Source organism: Flavobacterium filum DSM 17961, assembly GCF_000425465.1.
Taxonomy (GTDB): Bacteria; Bacteroidota; Bacteroidia; order Flavobacteriales; family Flavobacteriaceae; genus Flavobacterium; species Flavobacterium filum.
On the sequence record NZ_KE384381.1, the window covers coordinates 147,509 to 172,783 of the forward strand.

The 25,275-nt window shown below is 35.0% G+C and carries 24 protein-coding genes and 2 tRNA genes; 19 read left to right on the plus strand and 7 right to left on the minus strand.

Going from position 1 to position 25,275, the window contains the following annotated elements; all coding sequences use genetic code 11:
• The 3 genes from apaG (at nucleotide 1) to H601_RS0113635 (ending at nucleotide 4,666) form a co-directional block, all read left to right on the plus strand.
• Nucleotides 1-387: a Co2+/Mg2+ efflux protein ApaG gene (apaG, locus tag H601_RS0113620; RefSeq protein WP_026712006.1), complete on the plus strand. Its 387-nt coding sequence runs from the start codon at nucleotides 1-3 to the stop codon at nucleotides 385-387.
• A 289-nt stretch (nucleotides 388-676) separates the two neighbouring features.
• On the plus strand, nucleotides 677-2,302 hold the full coding sequence (pruA, locus tag H601_RS0113630) for an L-glutamate gamma-semialdehyde dehydrogenase (RefSeq protein ID WP_026712007.1): 1,626 nt from the start codon (nucleotides 677-679) through the stop codon (nucleotides 2,300-2,302).
• Between the two features lie 102 nt (nucleotides 2,303-2,404).
• On the plus strand, nucleotides 2,405-4,666 hold the full coding sequence (locus H601_RS0113635; RefSeq protein WP_026712008.1) for a T9SS type A sorting domain-containing protein: 2,262 nt from the start codon (nucleotides 2,405-2,407) through the stop codon (nucleotides 4,664-4,666).
• A 53-nt stretch (nucleotides 4,667-4,719) separates the two neighbouring features.
• Here H601_RS0113635 and rsmG read toward each other — a convergent pair whose 3' ends face one another.
• A complete protein-coding gene (rsmG, locus tag H601_RS0113640; protein ID WP_026712009.1) occupies nucleotides 4,720-5,349 on the minus strand; it encodes a 16S rRNA (guanine(527)-N(7))-methyltransferase RsmG in 630 nt (209 codons plus the stop codon).
• Nucleotides 5,350-5,457: 108 nt separating this feature from the next.
• Here rsmG and H601_RS0113645 point away from each other — a divergent pair, with 108 nt between their 5' ends.
• From H601_RS0113645 to H601_RS0113695, 10 genes are all read left to right on the plus strand, one after another.
• Complete coding sequence (locus H601_RS0113645; RefSeq protein WP_026712010.1) at nucleotides 5,458-6,552, plus strand: fatty acid desaturase family protein; 1,095 nt, start codon at nucleotides 5,458-5,460, stop codon at nucleotides 6,550-6,552.
• Between the two features lie 38 nt (nucleotides 6,553-6,590).
• Nucleotides 6,591-7,775, plus strand: a complete 1,185-nt coding sequence (locus tag H601_RS0113650; protein WP_035656070.1) for a pyridoxal phosphate-dependent aminotransferase — start codon at nucleotides 6,591-6,593, stop codon at nucleotides 7,773-7,775.
• Nucleotides 7,776-8,010: 235 nt separating this feature from the next.
• Entirely contained in the window at nucleotides 8,011-9,180 is a 1,170-nt protein-coding gene (gene purT / locus H601_RS0113660) for a formate-dependent phosphoribosylglycinamide formyltransferase (protein WP_026712013.1), read from the plus strand.
• Nucleotides 9,180-9,755, plus strand: coding sequence for a Crp/Fnr family transcriptional regulator (locus tag H601_RS0113665; RefSeq protein WP_026712014.1), 576 nt, complete (start codon nucleotides 9,180-9,182; stop codon nucleotides 9,753-9,755). The genes purT and H601_RS0113665 overlap by 1 nt, the downstream gene beginning before the upstream one ends.
• 125 nt (nucleotides 9,756-9,880) lie before the next feature.
• Entirely contained in the window at nucleotides 9,881-10,594 is a 714-nt protein-coding gene (locus H601_RS0113670) for a pirin family protein (RefSeq protein WP_026712015.1), read from the plus strand.
• Nucleotides 10,595-10,655: 61 nt separating this feature from the next.
• The gene (locus tag H601_RS0113675; RefSeq protein WP_026712016.1) at nucleotides 10,656-10,940 is read left to right on the plus strand and encodes a GNAT family N-acetyltransferase; all 285 of its coding nucleotides are present in this window, start codon (nucleotides 10,656-10,658) and stop codon (nucleotides 10,938-10,940) included.
• A gap of 17 nt (nucleotides 10,941-10,957) precedes the next feature.
• Entirely contained in the window at nucleotides 10,958-11,188 is a 231-nt protein-coding gene (locus H601_RS0113680) for a (4Fe-4S)-binding protein (protein ID WP_026712017.1), read from the plus strand.
• Nucleotides 11,172-11,384: a putative antibiotic biosynthesis monooxygenase gene (locus tag H601_RS0113685; RefSeq protein ID WP_026712018.1), complete on the plus strand. Its 213-nt coding sequence runs from the start codon at nucleotides 11,172-11,174 to the stop codon at nucleotides 11,382-11,384. Before H601_RS0113680 ends, H601_RS0113685 begins: the two co-directional genes overlap by 17 nt.
• Before the next feature lie 98 nt (nucleotides 11,385-11,482).
• A complete protein-coding gene (fabD, locus tag H601_RS0113690) occupies nucleotides 11,483-12,355 on the plus strand; it encodes an ACP S-malonyltransferase (RefSeq protein WP_026712019.1) in 873 nt (290 codons plus the stop codon).
• A gap of 20 nt (nucleotides 12,356-12,375) precedes the next feature.
• Nucleotides 12,376-13,269 (plus strand): hypothetical protein, encoded by an 894-nt coding sequence (locus tag H601_RS0113695; protein ID WP_035656073.1) that lies wholly within the window; start codon nucleotides 12,376-12,378, stop codon nucleotides 13,267-13,269.
• On the opposite strand, the gene H601_RS0113700 is transcribed toward H601_RS0113695, so the two are convergent.
• A complete protein-coding gene (locus tag H601_RS0113700; protein WP_026712021.1) occupies nucleotides 13,255-14,331 on the minus strand; it encodes a DNA methyltransferase in 1,077 nt (358 codons plus the stop codon). The genes H601_RS0113695 and H601_RS0113700 overlap by 15 nt on opposite strands.
• 139 nt (nucleotides 14,332-14,470) lie before the next feature.
• Here H601_RS0113700 and H601_RS0113705 point away from each other — a divergent pair, with 139 nt between their 5' ends.
• A complete protein-coding gene (locus H601_RS0113705; RefSeq protein WP_026712022.1) occupies nucleotides 14,471-14,743 on the plus strand; it encodes a hypothetical protein in 273 nt (90 codons plus the stop codon).
• 30 nt (nucleotides 14,744-14,773) lie between these two features.
• On the opposite strand, the gene galE is transcribed toward H601_RS0113705, so the two are convergent.
• Nucleotides 14,774-15,787, minus strand: a complete 1,014-nt coding sequence (gene galE / locus H601_RS0113710; RefSeq protein WP_026712023.1) for a UDP-glucose 4-epimerase GalE — start codon at nucleotides 15,785-15,787, stop codon at nucleotides 14,774-14,776.
• Between the two features lie 45 nt (nucleotides 15,788-15,832).
• On the minus strand, nucleotides 15,833-16,963 hold the full coding sequence (locus H601_RS0113715) for a DegT/DnrJ/EryC1/StrS family aminotransferase (RefSeq protein WP_026712024.1): 1,131 nt from the start codon (nucleotides 16,961-16,963) through the stop codon (nucleotides 15,833-15,835).
• Nucleotides 16,964-17,092: 129 nt separating this feature from the next.
• On the opposite strand from H601_RS0113715, the gene H601_RS0113720 reads away from it, so the two are divergent.
• The 4 genes from H601_RS0113720 to H601_RS0113735 all read left to right on the plus strand — a co-directional run bounded on the left by H601_RS0113720 (nucleotide 17,093) and on the right by H601_RS0113735 (nucleotide 21,358).
• Nucleotides 17,093-18,355 (plus strand): 3-deoxy-D-manno-octulosonic acid transferase, encoded by a 1,263-nt coding sequence (locus H601_RS0113720; RefSeq protein WP_026712025.1) that lies wholly within the window; start codon nucleotides 17,093-17,095, stop codon nucleotides 18,353-18,355.
• Nucleotides 18,342-18,788 carry a GNAT family N-acetyltransferase gene (locus H601_RS0113725; RefSeq protein ID WP_026712026.1) on the plus strand — a complete coding sequence of 149 codons (447 nt, stop codon included), beginning with the start codon at nucleotides 18,342-18,344 and terminating at the stop codon, nucleotides 18,786-18,788. The genes H601_RS0113720 and H601_RS0113725 overlap by 14 nt, the downstream gene beginning before the upstream one ends.
• A 21-nt stretch (nucleotides 18,789-18,809) precedes the next feature.
• Nucleotides 18,810-20,969 (plus strand): S46 family peptidase, encoded by a 2,160-nt coding sequence (locus H601_RS0113730; RefSeq protein ID WP_026712027.1) that lies wholly within the window; start codon nucleotides 18,810-18,812, stop codon nucleotides 20,967-20,969.
• A gap of 185 nt (nucleotides 20,970-21,154) precedes the next feature.
• Complete coding sequence (locus tag H601_RS0113735; protein ID WP_026712028.1) at nucleotides 21,155-21,358, plus strand: hypothetical protein; 204 nt, start codon at nucleotides 21,155-21,157, stop codon at nucleotides 21,356-21,358.
• A 316-nt stretch (nucleotides 21,359-21,674) separates the two neighbouring features.
• On the opposite strand, the gene H601_RS0113740 is transcribed toward H601_RS0113735, so the two are convergent.
• The 3 genes from H601_RS0113740 to mutS all read right to left on the minus strand — a co-directional run bounded on the left by H601_RS0113740 (nucleotide 21,675) and on the right by mutS (nucleotide 24,555).
• A tRNA-Leu gene (locus tag H601_RS0113740) sits at nucleotides 21,675-21,760 on the minus strand.
• 15 nt (nucleotides 21,761-21,775) lie between these two features.
• Nucleotides 21,776-21,848, minus strand: a tRNA-Gly gene (locus H601_RS0113745).
• 139 nt (nucleotides 21,849-21,987) lie between these two features.
• Entirely contained in the window at nucleotides 21,988-24,555 is a 2,568-nt protein-coding gene (gene mutS / locus H601_RS0113755) for a DNA mismatch repair protein MutS (RefSeq protein ID WP_156900425.1), read from the minus strand.
• Between the two features lie 168 nt (nucleotides 24,556-24,723).
• Here mutS and H601_RS0113760 point away from each other — a divergent pair, with 168 nt between their 5' ends.
• Entirely contained in the window at nucleotides 24,724-25,266 is a 543-nt protein-coding gene (locus tag H601_RS0113760) for an RNA methyltransferase (protein ID WP_026712030.1), read from the plus strand.
• Nucleotides 25,267-25,275: the final 9 nt, after the last annotated feature.

Sequence of the window (25,275 nt, forward strand, 5' to 3'; positions counted from 1 at the left end):
ATGGTTTCACAAATAACAAGAGGTATTAAAATTTCTGTTTCTACTAGTTTTGAAGGTACATACTTCAAAAACTACAAGTTACATTTTGCCTTTAGTTACCACATTACTATCGAAAACCATAGCAAAGATTCCGTTCAATTAATGTCTCGTCATTGGGAAATTTATGACTCACTCAACAACAAAGAAGTTGTTGATGGAGAAGGTGTTATCGGTAAAAAACCTGTTCTAAAACCGGGCGAAACCCACACCTATAGTTCAGGCTGTTTACTATCATCACCATATGGAGCCATGAAGGGTCATTTCAATATGATAAATTTCACCTCAACTCGTAATTTCAGAGTAATTGTGCCAACATTCAAACTAGGAGCGCCATTTGCATTAAATTAATTTTCAGAAGCTAATCCCGCTATTCGTTACAAGCTTTTGCTCAAAAACCTTTTTTTCTAAGGTCTGGCAGGAGCTCCCAAGGTCGCTCTGCCAAACCAAGAAAAAATAGGTTTTCTTCACAAAAGGCTTTCCACTTCTATCGGGGCTAAAAACCCTTGCTACCATCCAAAATGTAACAACTATTACCAAAAATTCAAAAAAACCTTTGTACTTTTGTGTACAATTATCAAATTCGCATTCAAAGAATTATATAATTGATAAAAATGATTACTAATATAACTACACTCTTATGTTAAAAGGATTTTTTCACGTGCCCAAAGCCATCAACGAACCCGTAAAATCATACGCTCCAAACAGTCCTGAGAAAGCTGCCGTTTTAGCTGCTTACAAAGAAATGTGGAACAAACAAATCGATGTTCCTTTATATATCGGTAACGAAGAAATTCGCACCGGAAACACAAGAAACATGAGTGCACCACACGATCACAAACACATCGTGGGAACCTATCATTTAGCCGAGAAAAGTCACATTGAAAAAGCTATAGCAAACGCATTAGCATCCAGAAAAGCGTGGGCAGCAATGCCGTGGGAACAACGTGCTGCCATTTTCTTAAAAGCTGCCGAATTGATAGCCGGACCATACCGTGCCAAAATCAATGCTGCCACTATGATAGCTCAATCCAAAACCATTCACCAAGCTGAAATTGATGCTTCGTGTGAATTAATCGACTTTTTGCGATACAATGTTGAATTCATGACACAAATTTACAACGACCAACCTACGTCCGATTCTTCTGTTTGGAACCGTGTAGAATACCGTCCGTTAGAAGGATTTGTATATGCTATCACACCATTTAACTTTACCGCCATTGCTGCCAATCTTCCTGCTAGTGCAGCCATGATGGGCAACGTTGTTGTTTGGAAACCAAGTGATAGCCAAGTTTTTTCAGCCAAAATTATCATCGATGTTTTCAAAGAAGCTGGTGTTCCGGATGGCGTAATCAATGTTGTTTTTGGTGATCCGGTAATGATTTCAGATACCATTTTTGAACATCCTGATTTTGCCGGAATTCATTACACCGGTTCAACGTTTGTTTTCAAAGAAATCTGGAAAAAAATCGGAACCAATATTCATAAATACAAAACCTATCCAAGAATCGTTGGTGAAACAGGTGGAAAAGATTTCGTTCTCGCTCATCCAAGTGCCAACGTAAAACAAGTGGCTACAGGATTAATTCGAGGAGCATTTGAATTTCAAGGACAAAAATGTTCAGCAGCTTCAAGAGCATACATACCAAAAAGTTTGTGGCCAGCCGTTGAAGCCGAATTAAAATCAGAAATGGCAACCATCAAAATGGGTTCGCCGGAAGATTTTTCAAATTTCTTTACAGCCGTAATTCACGAAGGTTCGTTTGATAAATTAGCCAAATTTATTGACCAAGCTAAAAAAGACAACGATGCCGAAGTAATCATCGGTGGAAACTATGACAAATCGGTTGGTTATTTTGTTGAACCAACTGTTATCTTAACTTCCAATCCAAAATATGCCACAATGGAAACCGAGTTATTCGGACCGGTTTTGACCATTTATGTTTACGATGACAAAAAATGGAAAGAAACCTTAACCTTGATTGATGAAACTTCAGAATACGCCTTAACCGGAGCAGTATTCAGTCAAGATCGTTATGCCATTACAGAAGCTACGCAAGCGTTGGAAAACAGTGCCGGAAACTTCTACATAAACGACAAACCAACCGGAGCTGTAGTGGGAATGCAACCGTTTGGCGGAGCAAGAGCTTCAGGAACCAACGACAAAGCCGGTTCTGCTCAGAACTTGTTGCGTTGGGTTTCACCAAGAACCATTAAAGAAACCTTTGTAACACCAGAAAATTATAGATACCCATTTTTAGGTTAATCAAAAAAACACATTTTATAAAGTCCGGATAGTTTTTATTCGGACTTTTTTTTATATTTGATAGATTAATAATCTAATTTTCAAAACCATACTGCTTTGCCAATGAAAACTAAAATTACACTTCTATTTTTAATTTTAAGTCTCTATGCTTTTTCACAAAAAGAGAATTATGCACTTTTAAAAGAGCATACCAAGACCAATATTTTATACGATCAGGTTTTTGAACTTTCAAAAATCACCAAAGAAAAGAAAACAGAAATTTCAGCTATGTATTTCAGACAAGTATATCATGAAATTCAACGAGCTGATTACCTTCAACGGTTACCTAAATATGAAGAACTCAAAAAAGTTGCCGATAATGCCTTTTTTGAAAAACAGATTCCGTTATCCGTTTTACTTTCTGAAGTAGAAACTATAAAACCGGAAGCTTTTGAAAACAATAGCATTAGCAAAAACAGCAATAATCAATTTATAAAAAATTCTAATGAATTGGAATTTGATGTTCATGAAATAACGTTGATGGCTCCATTGGTTTCTAAATCAAAAAAACAAAACGTTGAATTTATTCTAAAAGAAAATCAAATTTTCAACACAACAAACAGAATAATTTCAAATCTTTCCATTCGAATTAATGAAAGTGAAATGTGGCAAACAATTCACATTAACCAACCTTTCTCTTTACATTTTAATAGCTACGGAAAACAACCAATCTATTTCAAAATAGCTTTTACTGACGGTTCAACAAAATATATCAATTCCACAATTGACATTCTAGGAAATACTTCTGAAAACAATCAATCAGCACTTGCTCAAACCATCACGGCTACCATTCCTTTTCAAGGTTTTGGGGAAAGTCAAGCCTATTTAGGACAAGGTGAATATGAAATCTACTTAGATAATGTTGATCAAGTGTTGGATAAACCTATTTTTCTTTTAGATGGTTTTGACCCGGGAGATTCTAGAAGTGCTGACTTAATTTATTCGCTTTTGAATTACGGAAATTCAGGAGATAATTTAGGAGATATTGTTCGAAATGAAGGATTTGATATCATAGTACTTAATTTTCCGCAATATTCACCTGAAGAAGGTATAATTATTGACGGTGGTGCCGATTTTATTCAACGAAACGCAATGGTTTTTGTAGAACTACTCAACCAAATTAATGCTCAAAAAGTGGGAACAGAAAAAAATGTGGTGATTGGTCCAAGCATGGGAGGGCTAATTTCCCGATATGCACTTCGTTACATGGAAATGAACAATCTTAATCATGACACCCGTTTATATCTTTCATTTGATTCACCGCATTTAGGAGCCAATGTACCAATCGGTTTCCAACATTTATTCAATTACATGGCAAATGGTCCATTGGGTGATGTTACTCTACAAGAAGTTGTTTCTTCTGTAATTGGTAGTTCTGCCGCTAAACAGATGTTAATAGATCATTACCTTGGTCATTTACAAGCCGGAAGTACAACTGAATTTAACAATTCCATTCAACTACCAACAGGTGCACCCAACTTTAGAACCGTTTTTCAAAATGAATTAAACACAATGGGATTTCCTCAAGATACACGTAACATCGCTATTTCTAATGGAAGCAGCAATGGAATGATGACCGGAACTCCTGGAATGTTTGTTCTAAACGATTATACCGTAAACGCTTCTGCCACCCAACGTGCAAGAATTGATGTTCGCTTTACTCCACCAGCAGGCGTTTCCAATCAATTGGTTAGCCGTTTTAGAGCACAACAAAATATTATCATTTGGATAACCGTTTTTTCTAGCCAAGCAAATGCTGCATCTCCCTCTACTTCATCCGGTTTAGATGCTGCTCCAGGCGGTATGTTTAATGTTGGTGATTTTGCTGATGGCGGAAGTGGAAATCCAACGTTAGATGATTTTTTAGCCAATTTAGAAATTGACCGTTTTTGCTTTATTCCTGCTTTGAGTTCATTAGCAATTACAAATCCCAATTGGTATTCAACAATAGATTCATCGTCGTCAACTCCTTTTGTGGCTACTTATGTTCCAACTATAAATGAAGATCATGTGACTTTAACCGATGGAAATGTAGCATTTGCTTTAAATGAAATTTTAAATCCGCCACTTTCCATTCAACCAAAAAATGTTTTTCAAATAGTGGTGAAAAATCCAATTGGAAATACAATTGAAATAAAAAGCAATGAGCAAATTACAAATGCAAGCATAAGCATTTATGATATTTCAGGCAAAAAAGTATTTTCAAGAAAGAATGTAACAATTGAAAATGAACTACAATTGAATGTTCAATTACTTTCTGGTTTTTATACCTTAAAAATTGAAACAGAAGAAAAATCTTTCACTCAAAAAGTGATTAAAAATTAACTTTTAAGCTAAATTAACTACGAATGCAAAAATCATTTCTTGCATTCGTGGTTTTAAACTTTAAACTTCAACGGCAAATGCACCACTTTCTTCGTTTCAAAAAATTCTTCCGAAAAATAATCGGATAAGTTATAAAGTGTTGCTTTTGGGAAATCTTTTAATTCTTCAGTCAAATCGCCTCCTTTTAAATATAAAATTCCGTTTTTAAGTTCGTGATTATTTTGTTTTTTGATTTTGTCTTTTATCCAAGATACAAAATCAGGCATGTTAGTAACGGCTCGACTCACGATAAAATCAAAATCGCCTTTGACATTTTCAGCCCGCATTTGCTCAGCTTTTACATTTTTTAAATCTAAAGCGGTTGCCACTTCATTGACCACTTTTATTTTTTTGGCAATCACATCAATCAAATAAAAACGCGTTTCCGGAAACAAAATCGCTAACGGAATACCTGGAAAACCACCGCCGGTTCCCACATCTAAAACCGTTGATTTCGGTTGAAATTCCATTACTTTGGCAATACCTAATGAATGTAAAACGTGTTTCACGTACAATTCGTCAATATCTTTTCGAGATATTACATTAATTTTGGCATTCCATTCGGGATACAATTCGCCTAATTTTTTAAACTGAACTATTTGATTTTCAGATAAATTAGGAAAATACTTCAAAATTTCTTCCATTTTGTGTCATTTTTAACAAAAGTAAACATTTTGGTGTTGAAATTTTATCAAAAGTTACACGTTATGAAATAGATTAATACTTAACTTTGAAAAAATTTTTTTAATTACATGAATACCACTATTCCAACTTTTTCTAAACAAGACAATCTTAAGTTTTTTAGAACCCTAAACAGTCGAGTAAACAATTACTTCAAAGAAAATAACCTTCAAAAAACCGGAAACTGGAAATTACACTTGAAAACGATAGTAATGTTTTCCATTTTTCTTACTCCTTACTTCTTCCTTCTGGCAATGGATATGCCATTTTGGACGTACATTTTACTTAACGTCGTAATTGGAGTTGGAATGGCAGGCGTTGGTATGAACGTGATGCACGATGGCAATCACGGTTCGTATTCCAACAAACCTTGGTTAAACAAAATCATGGGTGGAAGCATTTATATTCTCGCCGGAAATGTTTATAATTGGCAAGTGCAACACAATGTTTTACACCATACCTACACCAATATTGTTGGTCATGACGAAGATTTAGATGCCGGAAGAATCATCCGTTTCTCAAAACAAGCGGAATGGAAATACTTCCATAAATTTCAACATTACTATTCTGTGTTTTTATATGGCCTATTAACTTTCAATTGGGCAATTACGACCGATTTCAAACAAATGAGAGCCTATTTAAAACGTAAATTATCGTATGGAGAGCCGAAAAGTCCAAAAATTTTATGGACAACCTTGATCATCACCAAAGTAATTTACTTTTCAATTTGGTTAGTTATTCCTATGGTTTTAGGTATCACCTGGTGGAAAGTACTATTAGGTTTTGCAGTTATGCATTACACAGCCGGTTTAATTTTAAGTATCGTTTTCCAATTGGCTCATGTTGTAGAAGAAACAACCAATCCTGTTCCGGATGAAAATGGCGAAATCGAAAATACTTGGGCCATTCACCAATTGTTTACCACTGCCAATTTTGCTCCAAAAAACTGGATTGTAAACTGGTACACCGGAGGTTTAAATCACCAAATCGAACACCACATTTTTCCTCATATCAGCCATATTCACTACGGTAAAATTGCTGATATAGTTAGAGAAACTGCCAAAGAATGTAATCTTCCGTATCATGAATTTAAAACCATGAGAGCTGCTGTTATTGCTCATTTCAAACATTTGAAAGAGCTAGGTCAAGAACCTCAAATGGCATAGATTACTATTTAAATTTAAACACACAAAACACAACTATAATGAATTCGTTATCGGATAGAATTAACAATTTATCTACCTCTCAAACTTTGGCAATGGCAGCATTGGCTAGAGAATTAAAAGCCCAAGGAAAAGACATTATCAGCTTAAGTTTAGGCGAACCTGATTTTAATACGCCCGATTTCATCAAAGAAGCAGCCAAAAAAGCCATTGATGAAAATTATAGCACTTACACGCCTGTTGACGGTTATGCCGAATTGAAAGAAGCCATTTGCCGTAAATTCAAAAGAGACAACAATCTCGATTACAAACCGGCAAATATTGTGGTTTCAACCGGAGCAAAACAATCACTTTACAACATTGCTCAATGTATGTTGAATGAAGGTGACGAAGTTATTCTACCCGCTCCTTATTGGGTGAGTTACTACGAAATCATTAAATTATCCGGTGGTGTTCCGGTTGAAGTTCCAACCTCAGTTGAAACCGATTTCAAAATCACTCCAGAACAATTAGAAAAAGCCATCACACCCAAAACCAAGATGATTTGGTACAGTTCGCCTTGCAACCCAAGCGGATCTGTTTATAGTCGTGAAGAATTTACAGCCATTGCCAAAGTGTTGGAAAAATACCCAAACATTTACGTAGTGGCCGATGAAATCTACGAACACATCAATTTTTCAGGCACTTTTTGCAGCATTGCCTCCATTCCGGGTATGTTCGATAGAACCATCACGGTGAATGGTGTGGCCAAAGCATTCGCGATGACAGGATGGAGAATTGGTTACATCGGAGCTCCGGAATTCATCGCAAAAGCATGCACTAAAATGCAAGGACAAGTGACTTCAGGAGCCAATTCTATCGCTCAACGAGCTACGATTGCCGCTGTGGATGCCGACCCAAAAGTGCTGAATTACATGGTAGAAGCCTTTCATAAAAGAAGAGATTTAGTCGTTGGTTTAATCAAAGAAATTCCGGGACTAAAAATCAACGTTCCCGAAGGTGCATTTTATGTTTTTCCGGTTGTATCATCCTTCTTCGGTAAAACGTTACGCGGTACATTCATCAAAGACGCAACCGATTTCTCAATGTATTTATTAGCCGAAGCCAACGTAGCCACCGTAACCGGAGATGCTTTTGGAAACCCCGATTGCATTCGCTTTTCTTACGCCACCAGCGAAGAATTGTTGATTGAAGCCATGCGAAGAATCAAAGAAGTTTTAGCATAATACAAAAGCCTCAAGGTGAACATGCCCCAAAAAGTTAGACACTATTTGGGGCTTTTTTTATAACTTTGGCGTGACCACAAGGGTCGGGCTTTTCGTTGCAAGTCCTCGCCCAAAGGTTGGTTTTTGTCGGGTTGTGCTCGGCTTCTTTGGTCGCCGGCACAACCCGCAAAAACTCAACCTTTGTGCTGCGGGCTTTCCACTTCAATCCCTCACGCAAACCCTACTCAATTAGAATATGAAAACAAAAATCCTCCTACTCGGTTCCGGAGAACTCGGAAAAGAATTTGTCATTGCCGCACAACGCATCGGCCAAACGGTAATTGCTGTAGACAATTATGAAAATGCTCCTGCCATGCAAGTTGCACACGGTTTTGAAGTTATCAATATGTTAGACGGAGTAGAACTCGACCGAATTGTTGCCAAACACCAACCCGATTTCATTGTTCCCGAAATTGAAGCCATAAGAACCGAACGTTTTTATGATTATGAACAACAAGGCATAACCGTTGTTCCATCTGCAAAAGCAGCCAATTTCACCATGAACCGAAAAGCTATTCGCGATTTGGCTGCCAAAGAAATAGGTTTACGAACAGCTAATTACCGCTATGCCACTTCAGCAGAAGAATTGCAAAAAGCAGTTTCAGAAGTTGGAATTCCTTGCGTGGTGAAACCATTAATGAGTTCCTCCGGAAAAGGACAATCCACCATCAAATCAACCGAAGATATTGCCAAAGCGTGGAATTATGCTGTAGAAGGTTCTCGTGGTGATGTAGTGGAAGTTATTGTAGAAGCTTTTGTTACTTTTTATTCAGAAATCACCTTATTAACCGTCACTCAAAACAACAATTTACCCACTTTATTTTGTGCTCCGATTGGTCACCGACAAGAACGTGGGGATTATCAGGAAAGTTGGCAACCCGCAAAAGTTTCTGAAAAAGACATTTTGGAAGCTCAAGAAATGGCTCGCAAAGTAACCGAAGCTTTAGGCGGTGCCGGATTATTTGGAGTAGAATTTTTCCTAACCAATGAAGGCGTTTATTTCTCCGAATTATCACCAAGACCACATGATACCGGAATGGTAACCTTAGCAGGAACCCAAAATTTCAACGAATTTGAATTGCATTTACGAGCTGTTTTAAGTCTGCCGATAGCCGAAATTACCTTAGAAAAAGCTGGAGCAAGTGCCGTTATTTTAGCATCTGAAAATTCAAACCATCCCATTTATTCGGGAATGGAACAAATTGCAGCTTTACCCAAAACCGATTTCAGAATTTTTGGAAAACCTACTTCACGACCGTATAGAAGAATGGGCGTTGCCTTGGTAAATGATTCGTTAGACACACCCATCGAAGAAATTATTGAACGAGCAAAAGCAGCAGCAAAATTGGTAAAAGTAAATGCATAATGACCTTGATTTTAGACAACATAGCCAAAATTGTTTCCCTTACTGAAGCGGAAAAAGAATTGTTTTTGTCTAAAATTGAAACCAAACAATACAAAGCCAAAACCATTTTGCACAATGCCGGAGAAATTTGCAAACATTCCTATTTTGTTAATTCCGGATTAGTGCGAAGTTTCAATATCAATGATAATATTGTAGAACATGTTTTGCATTTTGCTTGCGAAGGCTGGTGGATTGGCGATATGTACAGTTTACTTTCTCAAAAACCCGGCAATCTCTTCATTGAAGTAATGGAAGATGCCGAAGTTGTTCTGTTATCCAAAGAAAATCAAGAACAACTGTATTTTGAAATACCAAAATTAGAACGCTTCTTTAGAATTTTAACCGAAAAATCCTTGGTAGCTCATCAAGAACGATTGATGGATAATTTAAGTTTATCAGCCGAAGAACGATTTGATAAATTTTGCAAACGCTATCCTACGCTCATTCAACGCGTACCTCAAAAACAAATTGCTTCCTATATAGGAGTAACCCCTGAGTTTTTTAGCAAAATGAAAAGCCGAATGTTGAGGAAATAGTCTTCCGTTGTCAGTTGTCGGTTTTCTGACAACTGACAAACGACAACTTTCTTAACCTACATTAAGTGCCAAACCTTTTCTTTGGTTGTAAATTTGTATCATCAATAACACAAAATCTTTTAGTTATGAAAAATGTAGTTTTACACAAAGCCAATGAAAGAGGTCATGCCGACCACGGTTGGTTGAATGCCTACCACAGTTTTAGTTTTGCCAATTGGTATAATCCCGATAAAGTTCAATTTGGAGTATTGCGAGTTTTGAATGATGACACCGTTGCTCCCGGAATGGGATTTGGGATGCATCCACATGACAATATGGAAATCATTACTATTCCGTTGGAAGGCGATTTGGCTCACAAAGACAGTATGGGCAATGCGGAAACCATAAAATTTGGCGATGTGCAAGTAATGAGTGCCGGAACCGGAATTCGCCACAGTGAGTTCAATCCAAATGCGGATCGAAGAACAAAATTGTTGCAAATTTGGTTATTTCCAAACAAAAGAAACGTAACGCCACGTTACCAACAAATCACTTTGGATGTAAGCGACCGCCACAATAAATTAAAACAAATTTTGTCTCCCAACGCAGATGACGAAGGCGTATGGATTCATCAAGATGCTTGGTTTTCTATGGGAAAACTCGATCAAGGTTTTACCACCGAATACAACGTTAAACGCAAAGAAAACGGGGTATATGCTTTTGTAATTACCGGAAAAGTAACCATCAATGGGTATGCTTTAGATACCAAAGACGCATTAGGCGTTTGGGATACAGAAAAACTTGATATCCAAGTAGATGAAAATGCAGAATTACTTTTAATGGATATTCCGATGGAATAATTTTTGTAACTTTACCTGTCTAGTTGAATAACCTTCTTGACAGGTTTAAAACCTAATCCTCATGAACGAAATAATACAACTCCATCAAAACGAAAAAAACGGCTATTTTTCAGTAGAAGTTGAGGGTAAAACCGAAGCTAAAATGACTTTTATTTTTGCCGGTTCCGATAAAATTATCATTGATCATACGGAGGTAAATCCGGGAAACAATGGTAAAGGATTTGGAAAAAAAATGGTAACCGCAGCCGTTGAAATGGCTCGAGAAAAAAACCTAAAAATCATTCCTTTGTGTCCGTTTGCCAAAAGTGTTTTTGATAAAACGGAAGCTTTCAAAGACGTATTATAACCCAAAAACTAACCAATATGGAACCCACCACTAAAGAATACACCAACGGAGAAGTAACCATTGTATGGCAAGCTCACAAATGCATTCACTCTGCGAATTGCGTAAAAAATAATCCGGCTGTATTTCAACCCAAAGAAAAACCATGGATTAAAACCGATGGCTCAACAACGGATAAAATTATTGAAACCATTCACAAATGTCCTTCCGGAGCTTTAACTTATTATCTCAACGATGAAAAATCCTCCTAAATGGAAATTCGCCTTAATCGTTTGGATAGCCATTTACCCGAGTATCACATTATTGCATTATTTAATTGGTGAAGAATTAAACCATTTTCCAATTCCAATTCGTACTTTAATCGTTACCGGAATATTAGTTCCTTTAATGGTGTTTATTTTGCTGCCTCTTTTGCGAAAAATTTTCGGTAATTGGATGTCGAAATAATTCAAAAGACGAGTATTGCAAAAAAAATCGCCTATCAAAGAAATTATCGAGTCCATATAAATAGTATTTTTGCGAAGACAACTTTATAAAATATACTTATGAAAGCATACGTTTTCCCCGGACAAGGAGCACAATTTACCGGAATGGGTAAAGATTTATATGAAAATTCGGCTTTAGCCAAAGAATTGTTTGAAAAAGCCAATGAAATTCTTGGTTTCAGAATTACAGATATTATGTTTGAAGGAACTGCTGAGGAATTGAAAGAAACCAAAGTAACTCAACCGGCCGTTTTTTTACACTCTGTAATTTTAGCTAAAACCCTACCCGATTTTAAACCGGATATGGTGGCAGGTCATTCGTTGGGAGAATTTTCTGCATTAGTAGCTAATGGTGCCTTATCTTTTGAAGACGGATTGCAATTGGTTTCAAAACGAGCCTTGTCCATGCAAAAAGCCTGTGAAATTAAACCTTCTACCATGGCAGCGGTTTTGAATTTAGACGACAAAATAGTAGAAGACATTTGTTCATCAATTGATGGTGTTGTGGTAGCTGCCAATTACAATTGTCCCGGACAGTTAGTAATTTCCGGTGAATACAAAGCCGTAGAATTGGCTTGCGAAAAAATGAAGGAAGCTGGGGCCAAACGAGCATTGATTTTACCTGTTGGCGGAGCTTTTCACTCTCCTATGATGGAACCGGCCCGAGAAGAATTGGCTGCCGCCATTGAAATGACCCATTTTTCCACACCTATGTGTCCGGTGTATCAAAATGTAACAGCAAATGCCGTTTCGGATGCAGAGGAAATTAAAAAGAACTTGATCATTCAATTAACGGCTCCGGTAAAATGGACGCAATCTGTTCAACAAATGATTGCTGATGGTGCCACTAGCTTTACTGAAGTAGGCCCAGGAAAAGTATTGGTTGGATTGGTAAATAAAATCAATAAAGAAGTAGAAACGGTTTCGGCTTAAATTATATATAATTCATTTTTATGACTTTACCATTAGATAAAGATTTACAATTAAAAAAATGTTCTCTAATTGATTTTAGAGATATAACTGTTAGAGTTTTAGAATATTTACCTAATGTAATATCTGAATCTAAAACCAAAAATAATTATAAATTACATTCTTCTCAAATTGCTGGTTCTACAAAATATTTGAGGCCAATTAATCAAGATTTATTCATCTATGATTCAACAGCTTTTAAAACTAAATTTGATGAATTTATTTTTCTTTTTGAAAAACTTAAAGTAAAAACTTCAAAATATGATAGATCAGAAAAACATTTAATTGATTCTGTATTATATACAATTCAACAATCAATTGGTTGTGGTTTTGACTTGTTAGCAAATCAAAATAGTTCAAGAAAACACGTTGGAAATAGATTTGAAGAACTGATAAAAGAAGTATTTACTGAATTAAAAATTTCTAATAAAAAAGCTGTCCTTCAAATACCATATGAAACAGAGGAGGGTCAAAAGGTATATAAATGCGAAAATGACTTGATATTATCACCATACAATAAAGTAAAATCAAGTTCTTCACAATTAGATAAAAATGAGATTATTGTTTCAATAAAAACAACTTCAAAAGACAGAATGGGTAAAATGTTCATTGATAAAATTTTATTAGAAAGATTTGTTGAACATGAACAAAAAGTAATTGGAATATTTCTAAATGATGTTCAAAGAAAAGAAAGTGATAATATTAGCTATACACTAGTATCAGGTTTATTCATGGTATATTCAAAGTTTTTGACAGAATTAGAGGGAATATATTACTTAGACCCACCTCCAAATGTAAACAAAGAACCATATAATAAACACATGAAATCTTTTTCAGAATTATTAACAAATGATATATGGAGATTACTTATTTCTTAAATTTTCTCTCCTTTGTTTAGATTTTACCTCATCAATAGCATTCAAAATTCTTTTTAAATGCTCTTTATCATTTAATCTATTTTTAATAACTTCACAATATTCTTCTTCTAATTCAGTCCCAACCCAATTCCTTCCATATGTTTCTGCAACAGCAAATGTTGTACCGGAGCCTCCAAATGGATCAAGTACTAAATCACCAACATTTGAAGAAGATAAAATAATTTTTCTTAATAATTCAACAGGTTTTTGAGTAGAATGTATAGTTTTCTCCCAAGATCCATTTGAAATAGTTGGAATTTCAATTACATCTTTAGGTTTGGCTCCTAAAGGATTTGGAGTCCAATCAAAGTGACTCTTCTTTCCATTTGAAAAATGAGAACTCTCAGCCTGACTTCTGTTAGGATATTTAAGTGTATGTTCGTTATAAGGAATTCTAACTTCATCAATATTAAAAGTAAAATTTTTACTTTTTCTAAAATGCAAAATACTTTCATGCGAACGACCCCAATCATTGCCCAAATTCCCTTTATTTCTGTAAAACCAAACCAACCATTTGCAACCTGTAAACAGAGGAGATGCAGACCACTTTAAATCAGCTAGAATTTCGGAAAAACCACAGATATACAATGAGCCAGTTTTTTTAAGAACTCTATTTGCTTCTTTAATCCATAACATACTCCAATCAATATACTCACGTTGAGAAGAAAAAGTATCCCACTCAGCTTTTCTGATGTTATACGGAGGATCTGCAAAAATTAAGTCTACAGATTCATTTGGTAATGACCTCAAGAATTTTATTGCATCATATTTATATAATTTTCCTAATTCTGTTTCAAAATATGGTTTATCTAATCTGTTTAAAAAATAAGTTTTACTTTCATAAGGTATTTCAAGCTGAAACTCTTCAACTAGTGATATTATGTTGTTTTCAGGATAAACTCTATAGTTATTAATAGGATGTCTAACACTTTCGAATTTTCCTGATTTATCCCATCTTCTTAGCGTTTCAGAACTTACACCTAATAATTTTGCAGCTTGACTAACAGTTAAATAGTTTTCCATAATAAAGATTACACAACATTACACAAGATTACACAAAACTAATATATTTTTTTTAAATTTAAAAAAATAATTTAAACTAAAATTGTGAAATTCTGGCACTTTTTTTGATGCTTTTTGGTGAACTATAATTTTGATAAAAATGAAAAAAATATTTTTTGGACTAATCGCATTGGGAATGTTTTCTATTTCTTGTAAAGAAACAACGGAAGATAAAATCAATCAAGCCATTGATGCCGTAAAAACGGATGTGAAAGAAAAATCAGATTCTCTAAAAACAGAAGCAGAGAAAAAATTAGATTCTGTTCAAGCTAAAACGGATAAAATGGTTGATTCATTAAAAACCAAATCTGAGAAAGCATTAGAAAAAGGAAAGGAAAAAATTAAAACAATTAAAGAAGAAATAAAAAAATAAAAAAAGGCTGTCAAACGACAGCCTTACTTTTTAACTTCTAATTTTTTGTTCCCATTTCCAAGCACTTGCTAAACTTTCCTCTAAGGTGGATTGTGCTTTCCAACCTAAAACATTATTTGCTTTATCGGTATTGGCATAAGCCGAAGTGATATCACCTTCTCTCCTACCTACAATTTTATAGGGTAATTTTTTACCCGAAACTTTTTCAAAAGCTGTAATGACTTCTAAAACAGAACTTCCGGTTCCGGTTCCAAGATTGAATGTTTCGATTTTGGATAAATTTTTCTTCTCAATCAATCGTTGTAAAGCAACTACGTGAGCTTTTGCCAAATCGACTACATGAATATAATCGCGAATTGCTGTTCCGTCAGGAGTAGGATAATCATCACCATAAACCGATAATTCCTGACGTAAACCAATTCCGGTTTGAGTAATGAATGGCACTAAATTTTGAGGCACGCCAATTGGTAATTCACCAATTTCAGCAGAAGGATGAGCTCCAATCGGATTAAAATAACGCAATAAAATGGATTTGATATTGGATACTTTAGCCACATCGGTAATAATTTCTTCACCAATTTGCTTTGTATTTCCATAAGGCGACATAGCAGGTTGAACAGAAGCATCCTCCGTAATTGGCATTTTTTCGGCTTGACCATAAACCGTGCATGACGAACTGAAAATAAAATTAGCTGATTGCTTTTTTTGTAATTCTTGTAAAATATACACTAACGCATTAATGTTATTTTCATAATACAATAACGGATTTTCTACACTTTCACCCACAGCCTTTGAAGCCGCAAAATGGATAACCCCATTGATATCAGCATGTTTTTGAAACAATTGGTTTACTGCTGCTTTTTCTCTCAAATCCATTTGTTCAAAAGCAGGTTTATACCCAATAATTGCTGCAATTCTATCTAAAACTTCAATAGAAGAATTGGATAAATTGTCTACAATCAATGGTTCAAATCCTGCATTATGCAATTCAACAACAGTATGTGAGCCAATAAATCCAAGGCCTCCGGTTACAAGTACTTTCATTTTTTTGGTAATAGGTTATAGGTTAAAGGTAATGGGTTGATAGCATTAATTAAAAAATTCTAAAACTGAATCGGTTATATATTTAATTTGTTCAGCATCTAATTCGGTATGCATTGGCAATGAAATTACTTCTTTTACCAATTGATTGGTAACCGGAAAATCTTCTTCTTTGTATCGAACATCCGCATATGCTTTTTGTGCATGTAACGGAATCGGATAATAAATCGCACAAGGAATTCCTTTGCTTTGCAAATGATCCATCAAGGCATTTCTATCCGCATCGATTATTCGCAATGTATATTGATGAAAAACATGGCAATCACAAACATCACAGATAGTTGGAGCGATGATATTTTTATGACCTTCAAACGCTTTTGAATAACTTCTTGCCGCATTTTGACGAGCCACATTATAATTGTCTAACAACGGTAATTTTGCATTTAAAACCGCTGCTTGAATACTATCCAAACGAGAATTAACTCCAACAACATCATGGTGATAACGCACATACATTCCGTGATTTACGATTCCTCGAATGGTGTGAGCTAATTCGTCATCATTGGTAAATATTGCTCCACCATCACCATAACAACCTAAATTTTTAGAAGGGAAAAAAGAAGTTGCTCCAACATGACCAATTGTTCCTGCTTTCTTTTTTGTTCCATCTGAAAAGCGACAATTCGCTCCAATAGCTTGGGCATTATCTTCAATGACGAATAAATTATGTTCGTTAGCAATTTGCATAATGGCTTCCATATTAGCTGCTCTTCCGAACAAATGAACAGGAACAATTGCTTTCGTTTTTGGTGTAATTGCTTTTTTGATTGCTTCAATCGAAATATTCATGTTTACCATATCCACATCAACTAAAACGGGAGTTAATTGCAATAAAGCAATTACTTCTACTGTAGCAGCAAACGTGAAATCGGCAGTTATCACTTCATCACCGGGTTGTAACCCAAGTCCCATCATGGCAATTTGAAGAGCATCCGTTCCATTTGCACATGGAATTACGTGCTTCACACCTAAATATTCTTCTAAACTTTTTTGAAATTCATGAACTTTTGGTCCGTTAATGTAGGTTGTCGTATCTAAAACTTCTTGAATAGAAGCATCAACTGTAGATTTAATTTTATCATATTGACTTTTTAAGTCAACCATTTGGAGTTTACGCATTGTAATAGTGTTTAATTTTAAAAGAGTAAGGTCAAAAACCTAAATCATAGAACAAAAGTAATTATTTAAGCAGTTATAACAATGAAAATTCTGTAAAGTGATGTATTTTAGCGACACAATTTATATTCTATGTTTTTTTTATATAATTTATTGGTTCATTTTGTTGGGTTTGTATTGAAAATCATTGCTGTTTTCAATCCAAAAATGAAACTTTTTGTAGAAGGACGAAAAACTGTTTTTGATCAAATTAAACAGAAAATTTCTTCAACAGACAAAACAATTTGGTTTCATGCAGCTTCTTTGGGCGAGTTTGAGCAAGGCATTCCGGTAATGGAAAAAATCAAAACCAAATTCCCCAACCATAAATTGATAGTGACATTTTTTTCGCCTTCCGGTTTTGAAGTGAGAAAAAACAATTCGATTGCTGATGTAACGATTTATTTACCCTTGGATACGAAACAAAACGCCAAACAATTTTTAGATTTAGTTCATCCAAAAATGGTGTTTTTTATCAAATATGAATATTGGCCAAATTACCTCCATGAACTCAAAAAAAGGCAAATAAAAACGTATCTAATTTCAGGAATTCTGAGAGAAAATCAAGTCTTTTTTAAATGGTATGGCGGATTTTATCGAAATTGTTTAAAAACATTTGACTACTTTTTTGTGCAAAACGAATCCTCAAAAAAACTATTGCAATCGCTTGACTATCAAAACGTAAAAATATCCGGAGATACTCGATTTGATCGTGTAGTTTCTATTTTAGAAAGAGATAATTCGTTAGATTTTATTGAAGAATTCAAAGATAACACAACAACTATCGTCATAGGAAGTTCGTGGCCAAAAGACGAAGAATTATTGATAAATTTTATAAATAATTCAACTGAAAAGGTAAAATTCATCATTGCTCCGCACAATATCAAACCGGAACAAATTTTGGAATTGCAAAAATCGATTACAAAAAAATCGATTTTATTTTCGGATTATTCGGATGCTTTACGGACAGGTCGCGACCTGTCCCTACGGGAATATGATGTTTTCATCATCAACACGATTGGACTTCTAACAAAAATTTATTCATACGCTAACATTTCCTACGTTGGCGGCGGATTTGGAAATCCCGGTGTGCACAATATTTTAGAACCGGCAACATTTGGTATTCCCATCGTTATCGGACCAAATTATGCTCATTTTGCTGAGGCAATAGCTTTAGTAAATATGGAAGGTTGCGTTTCTATTTCCAATCAAAATGAATTGAATGAAACGATTTCGACTTTACTTTCCAATGATGATATTCGACACGAAAAAGGTCATATTTGCGGTACTTTCGTGCAAATGAACAAAGGTGCTACCGAGGTTATTTTAAATCATATTGATAATGACAACCTTTAAACCATTATCCGTCTCAGATATTGACAAAATCCTTCAAATGTTGGAGGAATTTTATGCCATCGACCATTATCCTTTTGAAATCGAAACATCCACAAAACTCTTTCATCAATTCATCGAAAATGAAAATCTTGGAAAAGCTTGGCTAATTTTTGATGAAAATGAAATTGTTGGCTATGCTATTCTCACTTTTGTTTTTAGTTTTGAATACCAAGGAAGAATTGCTTTTTTAGACGAATTATACATCAAAAAATCTGCTCAAGGAAAGGGTTTTGGCAAACAAACGCTGCATTTCATTCGTCAAGAAGCTCATAAATTATCGTTAAAAATCATTTATTTAGAAGTCGAACCTCACAATCATGCTGCTCAAAAATTGTATATTGCAAACGATTTCGAAGAACATAAACGAAAATTATTCAAATACACCGTACAATAAAAACATACTAAACAACTCATTATGAAATTTTTACGCTTACTCATCCTGTTTCTTTCTTTTTCTGCATTTGCCCAACAAGGCGGTATGTGGATTCCGTCACTTTTGGAAGGAATGAACGAAAAAGAAATGAAATCACTCGGCATGAAAATGTCGGCTAAAGATATTTACGACGTCAACAAATCAAGTATGAAAGACGCCGTACCGCATTTCAACAACGGTTGTACATCAGAAGTCATTTCACCAAAAGGTTTATTATTGACCAATCACCATTGTGGTTACGGACAAATTCAATCGCATTCTACAGTTGAACATGATTATTTGGAAAATGGTTTTTGGGCCATGCGACTTGAAGACGAATTGCCAAATGAAGATTTAGTGGTTACTTTTATTGTAAAAATTGAAGATGTTACGGCTAAAGTATTAGAAAATACTCAATCGCTTACAAACGAAGCGGATAAACAAAAGAAAATTCAAGATAACATTTCAGCTTTAACCAATTCACTACCGAAAGAAAGTTGGCAAGAAAACCGAATCAGGACGTTTTATGATGGCAATCAATACATCTGGTTTGTAGTTGAAACTTATAAAGATGTACGTTTGGTGGGTGCTCCGCCTTCCTCCATAGGAAAATTTGGTTCTGATACTGATAACTGGGTTTGGCCTCGTCATACGGGAGATTTTTCACTTTTCAGAATTTACGCTGATAAAAACAATCGTCCGGCTGCTTATTCAAAAGACAATGTGCCATATACACCAAAACATTATTTTCCTGTTTCCATTGATGGTGTTCAAGAAAATGATTTCACCATGGTTTTTGGTTTTCCCGGAAGAACACAAGAATATTTACCGGCAGTTGCTGTAGAACAAATTGTAAATGAATTAAATCCTGCTAAGATTGAAGTTCGTGATGCTGCTTTGAAAGTGCAAGACGGATTCATGCGAAAAGACAAAGCCATCAAAATTCAATATGCGGCAAAATATGCATCTGTTGCTAATTACTGGAAAAAATGGATTGGTGAAACCAAAGGATTAAAAAAATCTAATGCGGTTCAAATCAAAAAAGAGTTTGAAAAAGATTTCATGAATAAAGTTGCTAAAGCCGGAAAGCAAGCAGAATATGGCAATTTACTTTCAGAATTTGAAAAAAATTATAAAGACATTGCTCCATATGCATTGAGCCGTGACTATTTTATGGAAGTAGTCATGCGAAACACAGAAATATTGAGCTTTGGTTATCGATTAGTACAATTGGAAAACCTATATAATTCAAGAGGTGAAAAAGCATTTAATGATCGAAAAGAAAACTTTATTTCTGCCTTTGAAGAAATGTACAAAGACTTCAATCCGATGGTGGATGAAAAAGTAATGGAACAATTAATTGAGTTATATGCTACAAAATCGCCTAAAGAATTTTTACCAGAAGGTTTATTCAATCAAGATTTAAAAGCTAAAACCGCAGAAATTTTTAAAACTTCAAAACTAACAAGCTACAATGGTTTTAAAGATTTACTTGCCGGAGATGCCAAAACGGTTCTTGAAAAATTAAACAATGATAACGGATTTGCTTTTGTAAAAATGCTAACGGAAGCTTATAATAAAAATGTATTACCAAAATATGACGAAATCAATTTAAAAAATACGGCTTTGCAACGCACGTACATGAAAGGAATTTTGGAATTGAGTCCGAAAGAAGCTCGAATATTCCCGGATGCCAATTCTACGTTACGTGTAACGTATGGAAAAGTGAAAGGTTATGCACCAAGCGATGCCGTTTATTATAGCCCAGTGACGTATTTAGAAGGAGTGATGGAAAAATACATTCCGGGCGATTATGAATTTGATGTTTCGCCAAAATTAATTGAGCTATACAATAATAAAGATTTTGGCCCATATGCTGAAAACGGAAAACTTCCGGTGAACTTCATTGGTACTAATCACACGACGGGTGGAAATTCAGGTAGTCCGGCAATTGATGCACATGGAAACCTAATCGGATTAAACTTTGACCGCGTTTGGGAAGGAACCATGAGTGACATTTATTATGATCCGGCCATTTGTAGAAATATTATGGTTGATATTCGTTATGTTTTGTTTGTTGTAGATAAATATGCAGGAGCAAAACACCTCATTGAAGAGATGAAAATTGTTCATCCGAAACAAAAAAAGAAAAAGAAAAAATAAGATTATAATAATACCCACAAAAAAATAGGGTTTTCACACTAAATTTTACACAAAAAAGCGAATTCAAACGTTTGAAATTCAGTGGTTTTATTTTTTTTTATTTTTTTTAGTAAAAATATTTTGTTGAATCAAAAAATTTATATCTTTGCCTCGAATTAATAATTAACCTTTTATAATTTAGTAAGATGAAAAAAGTAATTTTAAGTTTAGTATTTGTTGCTGCTTTAACAGTAGTATCTTGTAAAGAAAAAGAAGCTGAAGTAACTGAAGAAGTAGTAACTGAAGAAGTTGCTCCTGAGGTTGTTGAAGAAGCTGCTCCAGTTGTTGACTCTGCTGCTGCTGCTACTGAAGCTGCTGCTACTGAAGCTGCTGCTCCTGCTACTAAATAATTAGTAACAAGCTAACAGAAAAATCATCCCGACTAGTTCGGGATTTTTTTTGCTTTAAAGTGAAGGAAACGAAAAATATTCTAAATTTTGTTTTCAGTTTCAGTTACAGTTACAGTTTACAGATTAATCATTTTGAAATTATTCAACTAATAACGAGCTTAAAATATTTTTTATTAACTTGAAAAAAAATCAGCATTTAACTTATTAAAAATCTTTGTGCCTTTTTTTCTTTTAGGCAGAATTAATATGAAAGAATAAAATTTGGGCAAATTTGAATATAAAAAAAGCTCCATCTGAAAAACAAATGAAGCTTTTGTACTCAAGGCGGGACTTGAACCCGCACGAACATTACTGTTCACTGGATTTTAAGTCCAGCGTGTCTACCAATTCCACCACTCGAGCATTATGTGATAGTAGAGCGAAAAACGGGACTCGAACCCGCGACCCCGACCTTGGCAAGGTCGTGCTCTACCAACTGAGCTATTTTCGCGTACAGGTTTTTTTAAAGAACAACACTACTTGTTGAGCAATGCGGATGCAAATGTACTATAAATATTTACTTTTACAAGTGTTTTTTGGAAAAAAATTTACTTCAAAAACTAATGTTTTGAAAGTTAATTCGATAGCGTTTATTTTTTAGTTAACATTCGCTTGATTTCATTCAATTTCATCAACGCTTCCACCGGAGTGAAGGTATTGATGTCGATATTTAAAATTTCTTCTTTGATTTCTTCCAACAACGGATCATCCAAATTGAAAAAACTCAATTGCATTTCATCCTTCGAGGCTTTGATACCGGATAATTCTTCACTCGAATGATTTTTCTCTAATTTCTTTAAAATCTTTTGGGCTTTTTTAATCACCGTTTGTGGCATTCCCGCCATTTTGGCTACGTGAATACCAAAACTATGCTCTGTGCCGCCTTTTACCAATTTTCGGATGAACAAAACGGTATCTTTCAATTCTTTAACCGAAACATTGAAATTTTGAATGCGTCCAAATGTAACTTCCATTTCGTTTAACTCGTGATAATGTGTAGCAAACAAGGTTTTTGGTCGGTTAGGATGTTCGTGCAAATATTCGGCAATCGCCCATGCAATGGAAATTCCGTCATACGTACTGGTTCCGCGACCAATTTCATCCAACAAAACTAAACTTCGTTCAGAAATGTTATTCAAAATGGAAGCGGTTTCATTCATCTCCACCATAAACGTCGATTCGCCCATCGAAATGTTATCACTCGCTCCAACTCTAGTAAATATTTTATCGACAATTCCCATTCGCACTGCTTCTGCCGGAACAAAGCTTCCCATTTGAGCTAACAGTACAATCAACGCCGTTTGTCTCAAAATTGCGGATTTACCAGACATATTCGGGCCGGTAATCATAATAATTTGTTGCGAATCTCGATCCAAAAAAACATCATTGGCAATATAGGGAACACCAACCGGCAATTGTTTTTCAATGACAGGATGACGACCGTTAGTAATTTCTAATTCAAACGAATCATCTAAAATTGGGCGTACATAATTATTTTCAATGGCTAATTGCGTGAATGAGTTCAAACAATCCAATTGAGCAATCAAAGCGGCATTCAATTGAACCGGTTTGATGTAGGTACCAATCCAAATCACTAATTGTTCAAATAATTGCGATTCTAATTGATAAATTTTGTCTTCTGCCCCTAGAATTTTGGTTTCATATTCTTTTAGTTCTTCCGTAATGTATCGTTCGGCATTCACTAAGGTCTGCTTTCTAATCCATTCTGCCGGAACTTTATCTTTGTGTGTATTTCTAACTTCTATGTAATAGCCAAACACATTGTTAAACGAAATTTTCAACGAGGATATTCCGGTTCGCTCCGATTCTCTGGTCTCAATTCCTTCTAAATATTCTTTACCGGAAGTAGAAATTGCTCTTAATTCATCTAATTCGGGATGAATTCCATTGGCGATAGCATTCCCTTTATTGATGGAAACGGGAGCATCTTGATTCAAAGTGGTTTTGATTTTTTCACGCAATAAATCACACGCATGTAAACTATCTCCGATGGCTTTTAAGGATTCATTTGTACTAGCCAAAGCCAAGGTTTTGATAGGAATAATAGCATCTAAAGAATGACAAAGATTCATTACTTCACGAGGTGAAACTTTTCCGGTAGCCACTTTAGAAATCAATCGTTCCAAATCGGAAATTTGTTTGATTTGGTATTGAATCTTTTGTAAAACTTCTGAATTTTCCTTTAAAAAAGTTACCACTTCGTGACGGGATTGAACCTTTGCTGCATCTTTCAAAGGCAAAGCCAACCAACGTTTCAACAAACGAGAACCCATCGGTGAAAGCGTTTTATCTATCACATCCAACAACGTAACCGCATTGGGATTAGTACTGTGGTATAATTCTAAATTTCGAATCGTAAAACGATCCATCCACACATACGCATCTTCAGCAATGCGTTGAATAGAAGTAATATGTTGGATTTTATTATGTTGCGTTTCTGACAAATAATACAAAACCGCTCCTGAAGCTACGATTCCTTCTTGCAATTCTTCAATACCGAAACCTTTTAGTGAATTGGTTTGAAAATGCTTGGTTAATACTTCATTTCCGTAATCTTCAGTATACACCCAATCTTCAAGAAAGAAGGTATGAAAATCTTCACCAAAAGCTGTTTTGAATTGTTGTTTGTGATTTTTAGTCACAAGAATTTCGCTCGGACTAAAATTTTGCAACAATTTATCAATGTATTCTTCATTACCTTGAGCAGTTAAAAATTCGCCTGTAGAAACATCTAAAAAGGAAACACCAATTTGCTTTTTACCAAAATAAACCGAAGCTAAAAAGTTATTTGATTTGGCTTGTAACACCTCATCGTTCATGGAAACACCGGGAGTAACTAATTCTGTAACACCTCGTTTCACAATGGTTTTGGTCATTTTTGGGTCTTCCAACTGATCACAAATCGCCACCCGAAGTCCGGCTTTGACCAATTTTGGTAAATAGGTATTCAGGGAATGATGAGGAAAACCCGCAAGAGCAGTTTCTGAATCAGAGCCGGCTCCCCTTTTTGTCAAAACAATTCCAAGAATTTGCGAAGCCCGAACAGCATCTTCACCAAACGTTTCATAAAAATCGCCCACACGAAACAACAAACAAGCATCAGGATATTTGGCTTTGATTTGATTGTATTGTTTCATTAAAGGAGTTTCCTTTGGTTCTTTTACGGCGTTGACTTTTGCTGACAAGGTCTTTTATTTTGGTTAGGATTCAAAAATACAGAAATAAAAATTCAATGACAATAACAATAGCAAAAATCAATTTCAATATCAAATGTAAATTTCAAATTCATTACCTATTTTTGCAAGATGAGAAAATTAGCCAATTCTGAACTGGAACGTAAAAATATTGAAGAGTTTAAACAAGCTCAAAAAACACCAATTATCATAGTTTTAGATGATATTAGAAGTTTGCACAATATTGGTTCGGTATTTAGAACTTCTGATGCGTTTTTGATTGAAAAAATCTACTTATGTGGTATCACGGCTACTCCACCCAATAAAGAAATTCACAAAACAGCTTTAGGAGCAACAGATACAGTAGCTTGGGAATATCAAAAAAATGTTTTGGATGTTATTGTCAAATTGAATTTAGAAAACATTTCCGTTTTTGCCATCGAACAAGTTGAGAATTCTGTAATGTTGAATGATTTTGAGGTTGAAAAAGGCAAAAAATACGCTTTAATTTTTGGCAACGAGGTAAAAGGTGTATCACAACAAGCAATCGAAAAATGTGATGGTGTGATTGAAATTCCGCAATTGGGCACCAAACATTCCTTGAATATATCAGTAAGTACCGGAATTGTGGTATGGGATTTCTTTAAAAAACTGATTGTTTTAGGAGAAAATTAGCATTTAGTC